The sequence below is a fragment of the Streptomyces tendae genome (genome assembly GCF_014650435.1).
In the GTDB taxonomy this organism is placed as follows: domain Bacteria; phylum Actinomycetota; class Actinomycetes; order Streptomycetales; family Streptomycetaceae; genus Streptomyces; species Streptomyces tendae.
Map to the genome: position 1 here is coordinate 73,785 of NZ_BMUY01000014.1, position 15,202 is coordinate 88,986.

Annotated in this window: 15 protein-coding genes; 5 read left to right on the top strand and 10 right to left on the bottom strand. The window is 70.6% G+C overall.

Annotation, left to right across the window (positions count from 1 at the left end):
- Positions 1 to 4: 4 nt before the first annotated feature.
- The 5 genes from IE258_RS31185 to IE258_RS31205 are packed head-to-tail and all read right to left on the bottom strand — an operon-like array spanning position 5 to position 5,775.
- On the bottom strand, positions 5 to 817 hold the full coding sequence (locus IE258_RS31185) for an ABC transporter permease (RefSeq protein WP_189749098.1): 813 nt from the start codon (positions 815 to 817) through the stop codon (positions 5 to 7).
- Positions 818 to 1,747 (bottom strand): ABC transporter permease, encoded by a 930-nt coding sequence (locus tag IE258_RS31190; RefSeq protein ID WP_189749100.1) that lies wholly within the window; start codon positions 1,745 to 1,747, stop codon positions 818 to 820.
- Entirely contained in the window at positions 1,747 to 2,931 is a 1,185-nt protein-coding gene (locus IE258_RS31195) for an ABC transporter ATP-binding protein (protein WP_189749102.1), read from the bottom strand. Before IE258_RS31195 ends, IE258_RS31190 begins: the two co-directional genes overlap by 1 nt.
- Before the next feature lie 5 nt (positions 2,932 to 2,936).
- Complete coding sequence (locus IE258_RS31200) at positions 2,937 to 4,184, bottom strand: ABC transporter substrate-binding protein (RefSeq protein WP_189749103.1); 1,248 nt, start codon at positions 4,182 to 4,184, stop codon at positions 2,937 to 2,939.
- 55 nt (positions 4,185 to 4,239) lie between these two features.
- Positions 4,240 to 5,775 carry a gamma-aminobutyraldehyde dehydrogenase gene (locus IE258_RS31205; protein WP_189749105.1) on the bottom strand — a complete coding sequence of 512 codons (1,536 nt, stop codon included), beginning with the start codon at positions 5,773 to 5,775 and terminating at the stop codon, positions 4,240 to 4,242.
- A 178-nt stretch (positions 5,776 to 5,953) separates the two neighbouring features.
- Between IE258_RS31205 and ybiA the strand changes: the two genes are divergently transcribed.
- Positions 5,954 to 6,595 (top strand): riboflavin biosynthesis intermediates N-glycosidase, encoded by a 642-nt coding sequence (ybiA, locus tag IE258_RS31210; RefSeq protein WP_373309957.1) that lies wholly within the window; start codon positions 5,954 to 5,956, stop codon positions 6,593 to 6,595.
- An 81-nt stretch (positions 6,596 to 6,676) separates the two neighbouring features.
- Here ybiA and IE258_RS31215 read toward each other — a convergent pair whose 3' ends face one another.
- A complete protein-coding gene (locus IE258_RS31215) occupies positions 6,677 to 7,126 on the bottom strand; it encodes a DUF4190 domain-containing protein (RefSeq protein ID WP_159329325.1) in 450 nt (149 codons plus the stop codon).
- 58 nt (positions 7,127 to 7,184) lie between these two features.
- Positions 7,185 to 7,865 carry a DUF4190 domain-containing protein gene (locus IE258_RS31220; protein WP_189749108.1) on the bottom strand — a complete coding sequence of 227 codons (681 nt, stop codon included), beginning with the start codon at positions 7,863 to 7,865 and terminating at the stop codon, positions 7,185 to 7,187.
- A 161-nt stretch (positions 7,866 to 8,026) separates the two neighbouring features.
- Between IE258_RS31220 and IE258_RS31225 the strand changes: the two genes are divergently transcribed.
- The 3 genes from IE258_RS31225 (at position 8,027) to IE258_RS31235 (ending at position 11,160) form a co-directional block, all read left to right on the top strand.
- The gene (locus tag IE258_RS31225) at positions 8,027 to 9,088 is read left to right on the top strand and encodes an adenosine deaminase (protein WP_229892522.1); all 1,062 of its coding nucleotides are present in this window, start codon (positions 8,027 to 8,029) and stop codon (positions 9,086 to 9,088) included.
- A 29-nt stretch (positions 9,089 to 9,117) separates the two neighbouring features.
- A complete protein-coding gene (locus tag IE258_RS31230; protein WP_189749109.1) occupies positions 9,118 to 9,828 on the top strand; it encodes a glycerophosphodiester phosphodiesterase in 711 nt (236 codons plus the stop codon).
- Between the two features lie 171 nt (positions 9,829 to 9,999).
- Entirely contained in the window at positions 10,000 to 11,160 is a 1,161-nt protein-coding gene (locus IE258_RS31235) for a serine hydrolase domain-containing protein (RefSeq protein WP_189749110.1), read from the top strand.
- On the opposite strand, the gene IE258_RS31240 is transcribed toward IE258_RS31235, so the two are convergent.
- The 3 genes from IE258_RS31240 to IE258_RS31250 all read right to left on the bottom strand — a co-directional run bounded on the left by IE258_RS31240 (position 11,138) and on the right by IE258_RS31250 (position 14,519).
- Positions 11,138 to 11,695 (bottom strand): HXXEE domain-containing protein, encoded by a 558-nt coding sequence (locus IE258_RS31240; RefSeq protein ID WP_189749112.1) that lies wholly within the window; start codon positions 11,693 to 11,695, stop codon positions 11,138 to 11,140. The two genes, IE258_RS31235 and IE258_RS31240, sit on opposite strands and share 23 nt — an antisense overlap.
- A 12-nt stretch (positions 11,696 to 11,707) precedes the next feature.
- Positions 11,708 to 12,907, bottom strand: coding sequence for a polyamine ABC transporter substrate-binding protein (locus IE258_RS31245; protein ID WP_189749113.1), 1,200 nt, complete (start codon positions 12,905 to 12,907; stop codon positions 11,708 to 11,710).
- A gap of 172 nt (positions 12,908 to 13,079) precedes the next feature.
- On the bottom strand, positions 13,080 to 14,519 hold the full coding sequence (locus IE258_RS31250) for a gamma-aminobutyraldehyde dehydrogenase (RefSeq protein WP_159329331.1): 1,440 nt from the start codon (positions 14,517 to 14,519) through the stop codon (positions 13,080 to 13,082).
- 165 nt (positions 14,520 to 14,684) lie between these two features.
- On the opposite strand from IE258_RS31250, the gene IE258_RS31255 reads away from it, so the two are divergent.
- Positions 14,685 to 15,200, top strand: coding sequence for an Lrp/AsnC family transcriptional regulator (locus tag IE258_RS31255; RefSeq protein WP_123626431.1), 516 nt, complete (start codon positions 14,685 to 14,687; stop codon positions 15,198 to 15,200).
- The last annotated feature ends 2 nt before the right edge of the window (positions 15,201 to 15,202 follow it).

A 15,202-nucleotide genomic window follows, 5' to 3' on the forward strand; every position in this document is an offset into this window, starting at 1 on the left:
TGCTTTATGCCTTGCGGCGGTTTCGGCGGTTGCCGATGACCATGGAGGCCAGGACGAAGAGTACGGCGATGACGAACATGGCCGTACCGATGACGTTGATCTGGACGGGCGTTCCGCGCTGGGCCGATCCCCACACGAACATGGGGAAGGTGACGGTGGAGCCCGCGTTGAAATTGGTGATGATGAAATCGTCGAAGGACAGCGCGAAGGCGAGCAGCGCGCCGGCCGCGATACCGGGCGCGGCGATCGGCAGGGTGACCCGGAGGAAGGTCTGGAAGGGGCCGGCGTACAGGTCCTGCGCCGCCTGCTCCAGGCGCGGGTCCATCGACATCACGCGCGCCTTGACGGCCGTCACGACGAAGCTGAGGCAGAACATGATGTGGGCGATCAGGATCGTCCAGAAGCCGAGCTGAGCACCCATGTTGAGGAAGAGGGTGAGCAGCGAGGCGGCCATCACGACCTCGGGCATCGCCATCGGCAGGAAGATCAGCGAGTTGATCGCACCCCGCGCGCGGAAGCGGTAGCGGACCAGCGCGAAGGCGATCGCGGTGCCGAGGGCGGTGGCGCCCAGCGTCGCCCACAGGGCGATCTGGAGGCTGAGCGAGAGGGAACCGCACAGCCCGGCGACCCCGCACGGGTCCTTCCAGGCGTCCGTGGAGAACTGCTGCCATTCGTAGTTGAAGCGCCCGTTCGGTTTGTTGAACGAGAACACCGTGACGACGACATTGGGCAGCAGAAGGTACGCGAGTGTCAGCAGTCCGGCGATCACGACCAGATTGCGCTTGAACCAGTTCTTGAAGGAGGTGACGAAGACCATTTAAACCAGATCCTCCGTCCCGGACTTGCGGATGTAGAAGGTGACCATGGCAAGGATCGCGGCCATGAGGACGAACGAGAGCGCGGCCGCCGTCGGATAGTCCAGAACTCTCAGGAACTGCGACTGGATGACGTTTCCGATCATTCCGGTGTCCGCCGAGCCCAGCAGGGAGGCGTTGACGTAGTCGCCGGTGGCCGGGATGAAGGTCAGCAGCGTGCCGGAGACGACACCCGGCATCGACAGCGGGAAGGTGACCTTGCGGAAGACCGTGGACGGCTTCGCGTACAGGTCGCCCGCCGCCTCGTGCAGCCGGCCGTCGATGCGCTCCAGAGAGGTGTAGAGCGGCAAGATCATGAAGGGCAGGAAGTTGTAGGTCAGACCGCAGACCACCGCGAGCGGTGTGGCCAGCACGCGGTCGCCGGAGGTCCAGCCGAGCCAGCTGGTCACGTCCAGGACGTGCAGCGTGTTCAGGGCGCCGACCACCGGGCCGCCGTCGGCGAGGATCGTCTTCCAGGCCAGGGTGCGGATCAGGAAGCTGGTGAAGAACGGCGCGATCACCAGGATCATGATCAGGTTCCGCCAGCGGCCCGCGCGGAAGGCGATGAGGTAGGCGAGCGGGTAGCCGAGCAGCAGGCACAGCACGGTCGCGGAGGCGGCGTAGGCGACCGAGCGCAGGAACTGCGGCCAGTACTCGGACACCGCGTCCCAGTAGGTCACGAAGTGCCAGGTGACCTTGTAGCCCTCCTCCAGCGAGCCCGTCTGCACGGAGGTGGATGCCTGGTAGACCATCGGCGCCGCGAAGAAGACGACCAGCCAGAGGATGCCGGGCAGCAGCAGCCAGTACGGCGTCCAGCGGCCGCGTTTGCGCGGGGGCGTCTGCTCCGGCGCGGCCGGGGTGAGCGGCGGTGGCGCCTCGGTGAGGGTGGACATCAGGCGGCCTCGCCCTCGGCGACGCCCGCGTCGCCCATCGTCCCTGCAAGCACGGACTGGTCTGCGTCGAGCCCGAAGGTGTGCGCCGGGCTCCAGTGCAGGACGACCTCGGCGCCGGGTGCGAGGCGGGGGTCGCGGTCGATGTTCTGGGCGTAGACCTCGAACTCGGGGCAGGCGGCGCAGTCCACGACGTACTGGGTGGAGACGCCGATGAAACTGGTGTTGGCGATCCTGCCGGTGATGCGGTTGCGGCCCTCGGGAATGGCGCCCGCGTCGTCCGCGTGGGTGAGGCTGATCTTCTCGGGGCGGACCCCGACCAGGACCTTGCCGCCCGTCTTGGCCGGCGCGGAACACCGGGCGCCGGGCAGGACGAGCTTGTCGCCCGCGGCCTTCACGACGACGTCGTCGCCGCTGCGGCTGTCGACCTCGGCCTCGACGAGGTTGGAGGTGCCCAGGAAGTTGGCGACGAAGGTGGTCCGCGGGTTCTCGTACAGGTCGGCGGGGGCGCCCAGTTGCTCGACGCGGCCCGCGTTCATCACGGCGACCTGGTCGGCCATCGTCATGGCCTCCTCCTGGTCGTGGGTGACGTGCACGAAGGTGATGCCGACCTCGGTCTGGATGCGCTTGAGCTCCAGCTGCATCTGGCGGCGCAGCTTGAGGTCGAGGGCGCCGAGGGGTTCGTCGAGGAGCAGCACCTTGGGGTGGTTGATCAGGGCGCGGGCGACCGCGACGCGCTGCTGCTGGCCGCCGGAGAGCTGGTGCGGCTTCTTGCGTGCCTGCTCGCCGAGCTGCACCAGGTCGAGCATCTCGCCGACCTGCTTCTTCACGCTCTTGATGCCGCGCCGGCGCAGGCCGAAGGCGACGTTCTCGTAGATGTCGAGGTGCGGGAAGAGGGCGTAGGACTGGAAGACCGTGTTGACCGGCCGCTTGTAGGGCGGCAGCGCGGTCACGTCCTGGTCGCCGAGGTGGACGGTGCCGCCGCTCGGCTCCTCCAGTCCGGCGATCATGCGCAGGGTGGTGGTCTTGCCGCAGCCGGAGGCGCCGAGCAGGGCGAAGAAGGAACCCTGCGGCACGGTCAGGTCGAGCGGGTGCACGGCGGTGAAGGAGCCGTAGGTCTTGCTGATGCCGGCGAGGCGGACGTCGCCGCCGCCGTCCGTCTGGTTCTTCGTCGTGTTGGTCGTCATCGTCGTCACGCCCCGGTGAGCTTCGCGAACTTCTCTTCGTATGCCGTCTCTTCCTTCGAACTCAGGGAGCGGAAGGAGTGCGACTTTGCCTGCATGGCCTGGTCGGGAATGATCAGCGGGTTGTTCGCCGCGTCCTCGTCGATCTTCGCCAGGTCGTCCTTCACGCCGTCGACGGGGCAGACGAAGTTGATGTAGGCGGCGAGTTCCGCGGCCGGGCCCGGTTCGTAGTAGTAGTCGATGAGCCGTTCGGCGTTCGTCTTGTGCCGTGCCTTGTTGGGGATCAGCATGTTGTCGCTCGACGTGACGTAGCCGCTGTCCGGGATGACGAAGTCGATGTCCGGGTTGTCGGCCTTGAGCTGGACCACGTCGCCGGCCCAGGCCAGACAGGCCGCGAAGTCGCCCTTGCTGAGGTCGGACGTGTAGTCGTTGCCGGTGAAGCGGCGTATCTGGCCGCGGTCGACGCCCTTCTGGAGCCGGGCGATCCCCGCGTCGTAGTCGTCGTCGGTGAAGCGGGCCGGGTCCTTGCCCATGTCGAGCAGCGTCATGCCCATGGTGTCGCGCATCTCGGTGAGGAAGCCGACCCGGCCCTTGAGCTTCGGGTTGTCGAGCAGGTCGGAGACGGTCTTCACCTCGATGCCGTCCAGGGCCTTCTTGTTGTAGGCGATGACGGCGGAGATGCCCTGCCAGGGGTAGGAGTAGGCCCGGCCGGGGTCCCAGTCGGGGGTGCGGAACTGGGGCGACAGGTTGGCGAAGGCGTGCGGCAGGTTGGCCGGGTCCAGTTTCTGGACCCACCCGAGGCGGATCAGGCGGGCGGCCAGCCAGTCGGTGAGGACGATGATGTCGCGGCCGGTCTCCTGGCCCGCGGCGAGCTGCGGCTGGATCTTGCCGAAGAACTCGCTGTTGTCGTTGATGTCCTCGGTGTACGTGACCTTGACGCCGGTGCGCTTGGTGAACGCCTCCAGCGTGGGGTGGCGCCGGCCGCTCTCGTCGACGTCCATGTACTCGGTCCAGTTGGAGAAGCGGACCTGCTTCTCCTCCTTGGAGTGGTCCTCGGCGGAGACGCCGCCCTCGGTCTTCCCGGCCGCCGGGATGCCGCAGCCGCTCAGCAGGCCGAGTCCGCCGACCGCGAGCGCGCCGCCCGTGGAGGCGCGCAGCAGCGAACGGCGGGTGAGGGCGGCCCTGCCGCTCCTGAGTGAGCGCCGCATGGCGGCCACTTGGGCCGGGGACAGGCGGTCTGGCTCGTACTGCTCCATGCGCGTGGTTGCCCTTTCGGGTGAGTCGGCCGTGGTCGGCGGCCTTTCGTCGTGACTACCGGTCCCCGAAGACGGTGCGGTGCCAGTCCTTGGCCGCCACCGCGGTGTTGTCGAACATGACGTGCTTGACCTGCGTGTACTCCTCGAAGGAGTAGGCGGACATGTCCTTGCCGAAGCCGGACGCCTTGTACCCGCCGTGCGGCATCTCGCTGATGATCGGGATGTGGTCGTTGACCCACACGCAGCCCGCCTTGATCTCGCGGGTGGCGCGGTTGGCCCGGTACACGTCCCGGCTCCAGGCGGAGGCGGCGAGCCCGTACGGCGTGTCGTTGGCCAGCCGGATGCCCTCGTCGTCGGTGTCGAAGGGCAGCACGACCAGGACCGGGCCGAAGATCTCGGACTGGACCACCTCGCTGTCCTGGGCGGCGTCCGCGATCAGGGTGGGCCGGTAGTAGGCGCCGTCCTTGAGGTCGTCCTGCGGGACCTCGCCGCCGGTCACCACGCGCGCGTAGGAACGCGCCCGGTCGACGAAGGCGGCGACGCGGTCGCGCTGGACGTGGCTGACCAGCGGGCCGAGGTCGGTGCCGGGGGCGAAGGGGTCGCCGACGCGGACGGTGTCCATGAGGGCGGCGGTCTTCTCGACGAACGCCTCGTAGAGCGGCCGCTGCACGTACGCGCGCGTGGCGGCCGTGCAGTCCTGGCCGGTGTTGATGAGCGCGCCCGCGACCGCGCCGTGGACGGCGGCGTCGAGATCGGCGTCGTCGAAGACGAGGAAGGGGGCCTTGCCGCCCAACTCCAGGTGGAGGCGCTTGACGGTGGCGGTGGCGACCTCGGCGACGCGCTTGCCTACGGCGGTGGACCCGGTGAAGGAGGTCATCGCCACGTCGGGGTGGGCGACGAGGTGCTCGCCGGCCTCCCGTCCGGTGCCGCTGACGATGTTGATCACGCCGTCCGGGATGCCGGCCTCGGTCGCCGCCTGGGCGAACATCAGGGAGGTCAGCGGGGTGATCTCGGCGGGCTTCAGCACGATGGTGTTGCCCGCGGCGATCGCCGGGAGGATCTTCCAGGCGGCCATCTGGAGGGGGTAGTTCCAGGGCGCGATCGACCCGACGACGCCGATGGGCTCGCGGCGGACGTACGAGGTGTGGTCGCCGGAGTACTCCCCCGCCGACTGCCCCTGGAGGTGGCGGGCGGCGCCGGCGAAGAAGGCCGCGTTGTCGACCGTGCCCGGCACGTCGAACTCGCGGGTCAGCTTCAGCGGCTTGCCGCACTGCAGGGACTCGGCGCGGGCGAAGTCCTCGGCGCGCTCCGCGAGGACGGCGGCGAACCGGTGCAGGGCGTCGGAGCGCTCGCCCGGGGTGGCGCCGGCCCAGCCGGGGAACGCCGCTCGCGCGGCGGCGACGGCGGCGTCGACGTCGTCGGGGCCGGCGAGTTCATAGGTCAGGACGTCCTCGCCGGTCGCCGGGTCGACGACGGTGTGCGTGCGTCCGGAGGTGCCCTTCGTGAGACGGCCCGCGATGTACTGGGCCCCGTCCGCGAAGCGGTCCTGGGCCGGGAATCGGTCCTGGGTGGCGTTGCCCGGGTTGTGCATGTCGGCTCTCCTCGGTCTCCCCGTGGCGGGGGCCGGCGTGGCTCAGGCTCGATGTGAGTGCCGATCCTGACAGAGCACTAGGGCTCCAACAAGTGATTCCGTTGTTGCCATTTGGTTACGCGACGGAATCTGTCGACCAGGTGTCGAGTCGCCACGGAAAAGGGCGGACGGAGTGTCAGTGGCGCGTGCCACACTCGCGTGCATGGACAAGATCACGGGGGCGGAGCAGATCCCGGAGGCGCGGAGGAGCAGGACGGTGGCGGACGGCATCGACAGCCGGGAGGCGCTGGTCGCGCGGGTCCGGGCGGGCGCGCGGATCAAGTACCTGTGCTTCTGGGGGCACCGGCCGCTCCCGGACGGCAGCATCGGGCCGAGCTGTCTGAGCCAGTGGTGGCCGTCGCCGTTCACCGTGGACGCGGTGGAGTACGCGACGGCCGAGCACTGGATGATGGCCGGCAAGGCCCGGCTCTTCGCGGACGCGGAGGCCGAGCGGCGGGTGCTGGCGGCCGCTCATCCCGCCGGGGCGAAGAAGGCCGGCCGGCTCGTGCGCAGTTTCGACGAGGCGGTGTGGGAGCGGGAGCGGTTCCGGATCGTGGTCGAGGGCAGCGTCCACAAGTTCGCCTCGGACCCGGCGCTGCGGGCGTTCCTGCTGGGCACGGGCGGGAGAGTGCTGGTGGAGGCGAGCCCCGTGGACCGGGTGTGGGGCATCGGCCTGGCCGCGGACGACGAGGCGGCCCAGGACCCCGAGCGCTGGCGGGGGCCCAACCTGCTGGGCTTCGCGCTGATGGCGGCCCGGGAGCGGCTGCGCGCGGGCGACTGAGAGGACGGCGGCGAGGGGCGTCGCCGTGAGGGGGGCGTCGCGTGAGGAGGCGGCCCGGGGCCGCCCCTCACGGCGACTGGCTCAGGCGAGGCTCATCAGGCTCGCGAAGGCGAGGAAGCCGAGCAGCGGCAGGATCACCGTGGCCGTGATGCCGAGCACGAGTCCGGCGGTCGCGGAGCCCTTGTTGGTGGCCTCGCCCCGGGTGGCCTTCCCCCGGCCGATCGCGCCGAAGATGATCCCGAGGATGCCCAGGATCACGCCGAAGAACCAGAGGAAGAAGGTCAGGCTGCACACCACGCCGATGATGCCCAGCACCAGTCCCGTGGTCCCCATGCCGTTGCTCGGCTGCATCGGCATGCCGTAGCCGGGCCCCTGCGGGTAACCGACCGGCGGAGCCGCCGGGTACCCGGCCCCCTGGTTCGGGTACCCGTACCCGGGCGCGGACTGCGGGTACGCGTAGCCACCCGCGGGCGGCTGGCCCGGCTGCGGCGGCTGGCCGTAACCCCCGGGTCCGGGATTGGAGTACGACATGAACTGCTCTCCCCTCGTTGGAACTTGACATCGTAGAGGCAGCGCTGCGGGGCGCGGCTCAGCGTTCCACGGTCACGGAGACCGGCGCGGGGCGCGAGGCGCCGTAGTAGGGGTCGTCGTAGTCCGAGTCCTCGTTGATCGCCGCGGTGATCCCGACGGCGATCAGCACGATCACGGCGACACCGAGGACGATGCCGATGATGCCCATGACGAACCCGGCCTGCGCCTGCCCGTGGTTGGTGGCCAGGCCGCTCTCCGCCTTCCGGCGGCCCTTGACCCCGAAGACCACGGCGAGGATGCCGAGGACCAGGGAGACCACGCCGTACAGGCAGAACAGCGCGCAGGCGAGGATGCCCAGCACCATCGACGCGGTGCCGAGCCCGTTCTGCGGGGGCATCTGCATACCGGGCCAGCCGTAGCCCTGGCCGTACCCGGGGTAGCCGTACCCGCCCGGGACACCGGCGCCGCCGGGTGCGATGGGCGGCGGGGGCACCGCGGGGTCGGGGCCGGTGAAGCCGGCGCCGGGCATCGACGTGACCGTGGCCTGGTCGTGCACGCCGGGCGGCGGCTGCCAGGGCGGCGGCACGTCGGAGGCGGGCGGCCGGGGCGGCTCCTGCGGCATCTGCGGCTGCCCGGCACCGGCACCGGCGCTCTTGTCCAGCGACGGCCCGCTCTCCGGGGGCGCCCAGGGGTCGTGGTCGCCGGAGGATGCCCCGTCCGGTCTCGTCGCGTCCGTCATCGTGTTCTGTCCCCCCGGTTCGTTCGTGCCCGCCATGCTACGGTCCCGGGCCGCCGGGCGTCAGACCGGCCTACGATGATCCCCGAACGACCGATCAGCCGATCACCCGCGCCCCACGGCCGCCCCGCGGCCGGGTGGGGCGCCGCCCCGGGGAGGAACCCATGACCGAGCACCTCGTCGACCCCGACGTCCCGCGTGACCTGCACGCCTTCATCGCCGGACTGCCGAAGGCCGAACTGCACGTCCACCACGTCGGCTCCGCCTCCCCGCGCATCGTCTCCGAGCTGGCCGCGCGCCACCCCGACTCCAAGGTCCCCACCGATCCCGAGGCCCTGGTCGACTACTTCACGTTCACGGACTTCGCGCACTTCATCGACGTGTACCTGTCCGTGGTCGACCTGATCCGCACCCCGGAGGACGTCCGGCTGCTGACGTACGAGGTGGCCCGGGACATGGCCCGGCAGCAGGTGCGCTACGCCGAGCTGACCATCACGCCGTTCTCCTCCACCCGGCGCGGCATCGACGAGGGCGCCTTCATGGACGCGATCGAGGACGCCCGCAAGGCGGCGGAGGCCGAGTTCGGGACGGTACTGCGCTGGTGCTTCGACATTCCGGGCGAGGCCGGTCTGGAGTCCGCCGAGGAGACGACGCGGCTGGCCACCGACGACCGGCTGCGCCCGGAGGGCCTGGTCTCCTTCGGGCTCGGCGGACCCGAGATCGGGGTGGCCCGCCCGCAGTTCAAGCCCTACTTCGACCGGGCGATCGCCGCGGGCCTGCACTCGGTGCCGCACGCCGGTGAGACGACCGGACCGCAGACCGTGTGGGACGCCCTCACCGAGCTGCGCGCCGAACGCATCGGGCACGGCACCAGTTCCGCCCAGGACCCGAAGCTCCTCGCCCACCTCGCCGAGCGGCGCATCCCGCTGGAGGTGTGCCCGACCTCGAACATCGCCACCCGCGCGGTGCGCACCCTGGACGAGCACCCGATCAAGGAGTTCACCCGCGCCGGCGTCCTGGTGACGATCAACTCCGACGACCCGCCGATGTTCGGCACCGACCTCAACAACGAGTACGCGGTCGCGGCCCGCCTCCTCGGCCTCGACGAGCGCGGCCTCGCCGACCTCGCGAAGAACGGGGTCGAGGCGTCCTTCCTCGACGCACCGGGCAAGGCTCGGATCGCCGACGAGATCGACACGTACACCGCCGCTTGGCTCGCCTCCTGAGAAGCTCGCCCACCGAGAGTTGCCCCGCCATGGACACCCCGCGCCCCCTGACCGCCGTCGCCCACCGCGGCGACCCCTACCGGCACCGCGAGAACACGCTCGCCTCGCTGCGTTCCGCCCTGGAGCGCGGCGCGGACGCCGTCGAGACCGACGTACGCCTCACCCGGGACGGCGTGCCGGTGCTGCTGCACGACGAGACGCTCAAGCGGCTGTGGCAGCACGAGCGGCCGCTGCGCTCCCTGTCGGCCGAGGAGGTGCGCGGGCTGACGGCCGGCCGGGTGCCTACGCTCGCCGAGGCGCTGGCCGCGACCGACGGGCGGCTGATGCTGGACCTGCCGGGCGGGCCGGACGAGCGGGCGGTGCGGCGCATCGTGGACATCGTCGGCGAGTGCGGGGCGCGGGACCGGGTGTACTACACGGCGGGCGCCGCCGCCATGCTCGCCGTGCGGGCCGCCGACCCCGCCGCCGAGATCGCCATGACCTGGACCACGGCGGCCCCGCCCCGGCCCGCGCTGCTGGCGGCGGTGCGGCCGCGGTGGCTCAACTACCGCTTCGGACTGGTGGACCGGGCCCTGGCCGAACGCGTCCACCGCGACGGTTTCCTGCTCTCCGTCTGGACCCCCGACACCCGCCGCACCATGCGCCGCCTGCGCGCCCTGGGCGTCGACTCGATCACCACCAACCGCATCGACGTGCTGTGCGCCCTGCGCGACGGCAACGGGGCCGTTCCGGTCCCGTAGGGGACGACCGTCCCGTACGGGACGACCCCCACAACTCCCGGTCTTCGTAGGGACGTTCCCCCGAGTCCGGCCAGGGGCGGGCACCCTACTCGGCGACGATCCGACACGGGGCGCGGCGCACAAGGATGATCACGTTCCTTCCGCCGCAACCGCCTTCACCTGGAGCAGTCGATGCGTGCCCGTAGCCATGCAGTTCTCGCCGCCTCGGTCGTCCTCGCCCTGGCCACCGGCCCGCTGGCGGCCCCCGCCTTCGCCGCGCCGCCCACCCCGGCCTCCCGCTTCGCCGATCAGCGGGGGCCGGCCGAGGAAGCGTTGCGCACCGCCATCGCGGGACTGCCGAACCAGTACGCCACCGCCGCCCTCGTGCGGGTCGGCACCACCGGCGGGGACTGGCACGGCAGCGCGGGGGTGCGCGACCTGGCCAGTGGCCGGCCGGCCCACCCCGATGCCCGCTTCCGAGCCGGTTCGGTCACGAAGGTCGTCACCGCGGCCACCGTCCTGCGCCTCGCCGCACAGGACGAGATCGACCTGGACGCGCCCGTCCAGGGCTACCTCCCCGACCTGTTCACGCCGGACTTCGAGCAGCCGATCAGCGTGCGCCACCTGCTGAACCACACCAGCGGCATCAAGCCGGGCGACGGGCTCGGCGACGACTTCGCGGAGCTGTACGCGCACCGGTACGACACCCTGACCCCGCAGCAGGTCGCGGCGTCGGCGATCGCCAAGGGACCGGAGGACTTCGTCCCGGGGACCCGACAGCAGTACCTGAACATCAACTACACGATCCTCGGCCTGCTGATCGAAAAGGTCACGGGACGCTCGTACGCCTCCGAGGCCACGCGTCTCGTCCTGCGCCCGGCCGGCATGCACCACACCTACTTCCCGGGCACCGATCCCCGCATCCGGGGCCCGCACAACCGGGGCTACCAGGCGGTGGAGGGGCCGGACGGCACGACGAGGCTGGTCGACGTGACCGAGTGGAACCAGGCGGACCGCTGGGCGGCGGGCGACATGATCTCCACCACCGCCGACCTGGAGAGGCTGCTCACCAAGCTGTTCCGGGGGAAGATCGTGCCGCAGCCCGAGCTGGAGGAGATGTTCACGACTCCGGCGGGCGTTACGGGCGCGACCATGAGCGCCGGGCTGGAGTACCAGGAGGCCGACGGCCAGGTCTTCTGGGGCAAGTCGGGGGGCCGCTACGGGTACAACGCCTTCATCGGCGGCACCCGCGACCTGAGTCGCACCCTGGTCTGCGCGGTCAACTCCACCGACGCCAAGGGCACGGGGCGCAATCCGGTCGTCGACGCGATCACCGCGGCCGCGCTGCAGTAGTCCCCGTCAGCCGCCGCGCCACCGCGTGCGCGCCGACCGTCACCGCGCCCGCGAAACCGAGCCCCACGGCGAGGTCGCGCGGGCGGGTGGCACGCAGCACACCGGCGCGGCGCAGCCTGTGGCGGGCCCAGAGGGTGAACGGGACCACGATCAGCGGCGAGGTCGCCGCCCCGGGCGTGTAGCCGCGCACCAGCCCCGCCTGCGCGAGGTGGACCAGGCCGTGCAGGCCGAACGCGTTGAGCGCGGTCTGGTACGTGGCCGAGCGGCCCCCGGTCAGCCGTCCGGCGACGGACGCGGAGGCCACGACCGCGGCCATCGTGCCGACCGCCACCGCGAACTCCCGCCCGTCGACCGACCCGGCCCGCCGCCACACGGCCTCCGGCACGCCCGGGTACCGCTCGCGCAGGGCGGGGAGGTTGCGCCGCCACCAGCCGGGCACGGTCGCCAGCTCTTCGAGGTCGTGCAGGGCCCAGGCGGCCAGCAGTCCCAGCGTGACCGCACCCTCGATCGCCTCATCACCTGATGAATTCATCACATGATCAGTCTGCTACACGCCCACGATCCCGTTCCACCGCTTCGCGAACTCCGCCCGCTCCCCCGCCGAGATGTCCCGCGCGATGGCGAGCCGTTCGCGCATCGCGGCGTCCGGGAAGATCAGCGGGTCCTCGGCCAGGGCCGCGGTCTCCGCGTCGTCGGAGGAGGCGAGCACGTCCTGGGCGGCCGGGACCGGGCAGACGTAGTTGACCCAGGCGGCCAGCTCGGCGGCGACCTCGGGCCGGTAGTAGTGGTCGATCAGCCGCTCGGCGTTGGCCTTGTGGCGGGCCAGGTCGGGGATCATCAGGGACTCCGCCCACAGCTCGGCGCCCTCCTCCGGGACGACGAACTCGATGTCCGGGTCGTCCGCCTGGAGTTGGATGACGTCGCCGGAGTATGCCTGGCAGGCGAGGACGTCGCCGCTGGAGAGGTCCTTGATGTAGTCGTTGCCGGTGAAGCGGCGGATCTGGCCCCTGGCGACCTGCTTCTCCACCTGGTCGCAGATCAGGTGGAAGTCGTCCGTCCTCCAGTCGGTGATGTCCACGCCGTTGCCCTGCATCAGCAGCGCGAAGGCCTCGTCCATGCCCGACAGCAGGGTGACCCGGCCCTTGAGGTCGGCCGCCCACAGGTCGGACACGTGCCGGATCTCCCGGCCGAGCCGGCGCCGGTTGTAGGCGATGCCGGTGATGCCCGACTGCCAGGGCACGGTGAACCTCCGGCCGGGGTCGAAGGCGGGCGAACGCAGCAGCGGGTCCAGGTACTCGGTGACGTTCGGCTGCTGGGAGCGGTCCATCTCCTGCACCCAGCCCAGCCGTACGAACCGCCCGCACATCCAGTCGCTGATGACGATCAGGTCGCGGTCGGTGGGCTGGTGGTTCATCAGGGACGGGCTGATCTTGCCGAAGAACTCGTCGTTGTCGTTGATCTCCTCGATGTAGTCGACGGAGATGCCCGTCTCCCTCTCGAAAGCCTCCAGCGTGGGCCGCCGGCTCGGGTGCTTGTCGTCGGTGTCGATGTAGAGCGGCCAGTTGGCCCAGGTCAGCCGCCGTTGGGTGGCGGACCGGTCGGTCGCGGCCCGGTCTCCCGGGGCCACGTACGCCGCGGGGACACCGCAGCCGGCCAGGGTGCCGAGCGCACCGAGCGCGGCGGAACCGCCCAGGCCGCGCAGCAGGGTACGACGGGACAGCGAGGGCGTCTTCGGGAGCAGGGGCATGGCACGAGGATCCCGCCCCGCTTCCGCCCGGGACAATCGACGCTGCGTCGAGCGGGCCAGGCCAGGCCCGACACCCTGTCGAGCGCGGGGAGTTCAGTCCCAGGTACACACGCGCCGCGGCCCCGGACGGAGACCGGGGAGGTCCGTCCGGGGCCGCGCACACCGCGTGGGGTCACATGTCCAGCGACGTCATCACGTGCTTGATCCGCGTGTAGTCCTCGAAGCCGTAGCCCGACAGGTCCTTGCCGTAGCCGGACTTCTTGAATCCGCCGTGCGGCATCTCGGCGACCAGCGGGATGTGGGTGTTGATCCACACGCAGCCGAAGTCCAGCCTCTTGGACATCCGCATGGCGCGGCCGTGGTCCTTGGTCCACACCGAGGAGGCCAGCGCGTACTCGACGCCGTTGGCCCACTCGACGGCCTGGTCCTCGTCGCGGAAGGACTGGACGGTGATGACCGGCCCGAAGACCTCCTGCTGGATGATCTCGTCGTCCTGCTTGAGGCCGGAGACGACGGTCGGGGCGTAGAAGTAGCCCTTGTCGCCGACCCGGTGGCCGCCCGCCTCCACCTTGGCGTGCGCGGGCAGCCGCTCGATGAACCCGGAGACCTGCTTGAGCTGGTTCGGGTTGTTCAGCGGGCCGTAGAGCACGTCCTCGTCGTCCGGCTGCCCGGTCTTGATCTCGGACGCGGCCTTGGCGAGCGCGCTGACGAACTCGTCGTGGACCGACTCGTGGACCAGCACGCGGGTGGCCGCCGTGCAGTCCTGCCCGGCGTTGAAGTAGCCCGCCTCGGAGATGCCCTCGACGGCCTTGGGGATGTCGGTGTCCTCGAAGACCACGACCGGCGCCTTGCCACCCAGCTCCAGGTGGACCCGCTTGAGGTCCTTCGACGCCGACTCGGCGACCGACATGCCGGCCCGCACGGAGCCGGTGATGGAGGCCATCGCCGGGGTCTCGTGCTCGACCATCAGGCGGCCGGTGTCGCGGTCGCCGCAGACGACGTTGAAGACGCCCTTGGGGACGATCGAGCCGATGATGTCGGCCATCAGGGCCGTGGAGGCGGGGGTGGTGTCGGAGGGCTTGAGGACGACGGTGTTGCCCGCGGCGAGGGCCGGGGCGAACTTCCACACGGCCATCATCATCGGGTAGTTCCACGGCGCGACCTGCGCGCAGACACCGATCGGCTCGCGGCGCACGAAGGAGGTCAGCCCCTCCATGTACTCGCCGGCGCCGCGTCCTTCGAGCATTCGCGCCGCGCCCGCGAAGAAGCGGATCTGGTCGACCATCGGCGGGATCTCCTCGGAGCGGGTGAGCCCGATGGGCTTGCCCGTGTTCTCCACCTCGGCCGCGATCAGCTCCTCGGCCCGCTCCTCGAACGCGTCCGCGATCTTCAGCAGGGCCTTCTGCCGCTCGGCCGGAACCAGGTCCCGCCAGGCCGGGAAGGCCGCCGCGGCGGCCGCCATCGCGGCGTCCACGTCCGCCTCCCGGGAGAGGGGGGCGGTCGCGTACGCCTCGCCCGTGGCGGGGTTGACCACTTCCGTGGTCCGTCCGTCGGCGGCGTCCCGGAACTCACCGTCGATGTAATTGCGCAGACGACGCAGCTCGGTGCTCACTGCCGGCCCTCCAAGTTCGGGTGTCCAGTAACTGAGACACCCACCCTAGACGCAGTCCCGACGTTTTCAACACCCCCGCTCCCCTCAGGGTTGCGATATCCGCAGCCTGAAGCGATCGAAACAACGAATTTCATCGATCCGGCCTTGCGAAACTGTCGATACGTCGTGCACAGTGAAGCCGTGGCCAGTCGAAGCGCAGACCAGAAGGACTCCCGCGAGTCCAGGAACGGCGGTCCCCAGTTGGACGCCGTCTCCCTCGCCATCATCGAGCAGCTCCAGGAGGACGGCCGCCGGCCGTACGCCGCCATCGGCAAGGCCGTGGGCCTGTCGGAGGCGGCCGTGCGCCAGCGCGTCCAGAAGCTGCTCGACCAGGGCGTGATGCAGATCGTCGCCGTCACGGACCCGCTCACCGTGGGCTTCCGGCGCCAGGCGATGGTCGGCGTCAACGTGGAGGGCGACGTGGAGTCCGTCGCCGAGGCGCTGGCGGCCATGTCCGAGTGCGAGTACGTGGTGATGACCGCGGGCTCCTTCGACCTGATGGTGGAGGTCGTCTGCGAGGACGACGACCACCTCCTGGAGGTCATCAACCGACGCGTCCGGGCCGTCCCCGGCGTGCGCTCCACCGAGAGCTTCGTCTACCTCAAGCTCAAGAAGCAGACCTATATGTGGGGAACCCGATAATC

What these genes read in the sequence shown, in the direction of transcription:
- IE258_RS31185 (WP_189749098.1), bottom strand. Translation starts at nt 817, where the DNA reads ATGGTCTTCGTCACCTCCTTCAAGAACTGGTTCAAGCGCAATCTGGTC.
- IE258_RS31190 (WP_189749100.1), bottom strand. Translation starts at nt 1,747, where the DNA reads ATGTCCACCCTCACCGAGGCGCCACCGCCGCTCACCCCGGCCGCGCCG.
- IE258_RS31195 (WP_189749102.1), bottom strand. Translation starts at nt 2,931, where the DNA reads ATGACGACCAACACGACGAAGAACCAGACGGACGGCGGCGGCGACGTC.
- IE258_RS31200 (WP_189749103.1), bottom strand. Translation starts at nt 4,184, where the DNA reads ATGGAGCAGTACGAGCCAGACCGCCTGTCCCCGGCCCAAGTGGCCGCC.
- IE258_RS31205 (WP_189749105.1), bottom strand. Translation starts at nt 5,775, where the DNA reads ATGCACAACCCGGGCAACGCCACCCAGGACCGATTCCCGGCCCAGGAC.
- IE258_RS31215 (WP_159329325.1), bottom strand. Translation starts at nt 7,126, where the DNA reads ATGTCGTACTCCAATCCCGGACCCGGGGGTTACGGCCAGCCGCCGCAG.
- IE258_RS31220 (WP_189749108.1), bottom strand. Translation starts at nt 7,865, where the DNA reads ATGACGGACGCGACGAGACCGGACGGGGCATCCTCCGGCGACCACGAC.
- IE258_RS31225 (WP_229892522.1), top strand. Translation starts at nt 8,027, where the DNA reads ATGACCGAGCACCTCGTCGACCCCGACGTCCCGCGTGACCTGCACGCC.
- IE258_RS31230 (WP_189749109.1), top strand. Translation starts at nt 9,118, where the DNA reads ATGGACACCCCGCGCCCCCTGACCGCCGTCGCCCACCGCGGCGACCCC.
- IE258_RS31235 (WP_189749110.1), top strand. Translation starts at nt 10,000, where the DNA reads ATGCGTGCCCGTAGCCATGCAGTTCTCGCCGCCTCGGTCGTCCTCGCC.
- IE258_RS31245 (WP_189749113.1), bottom strand. Translation starts at nt 12,907, where the DNA reads ATGCCCCTGCTCCCGAAGACGCCCTCGCTGTCCCGTCGTACCCTGCTG.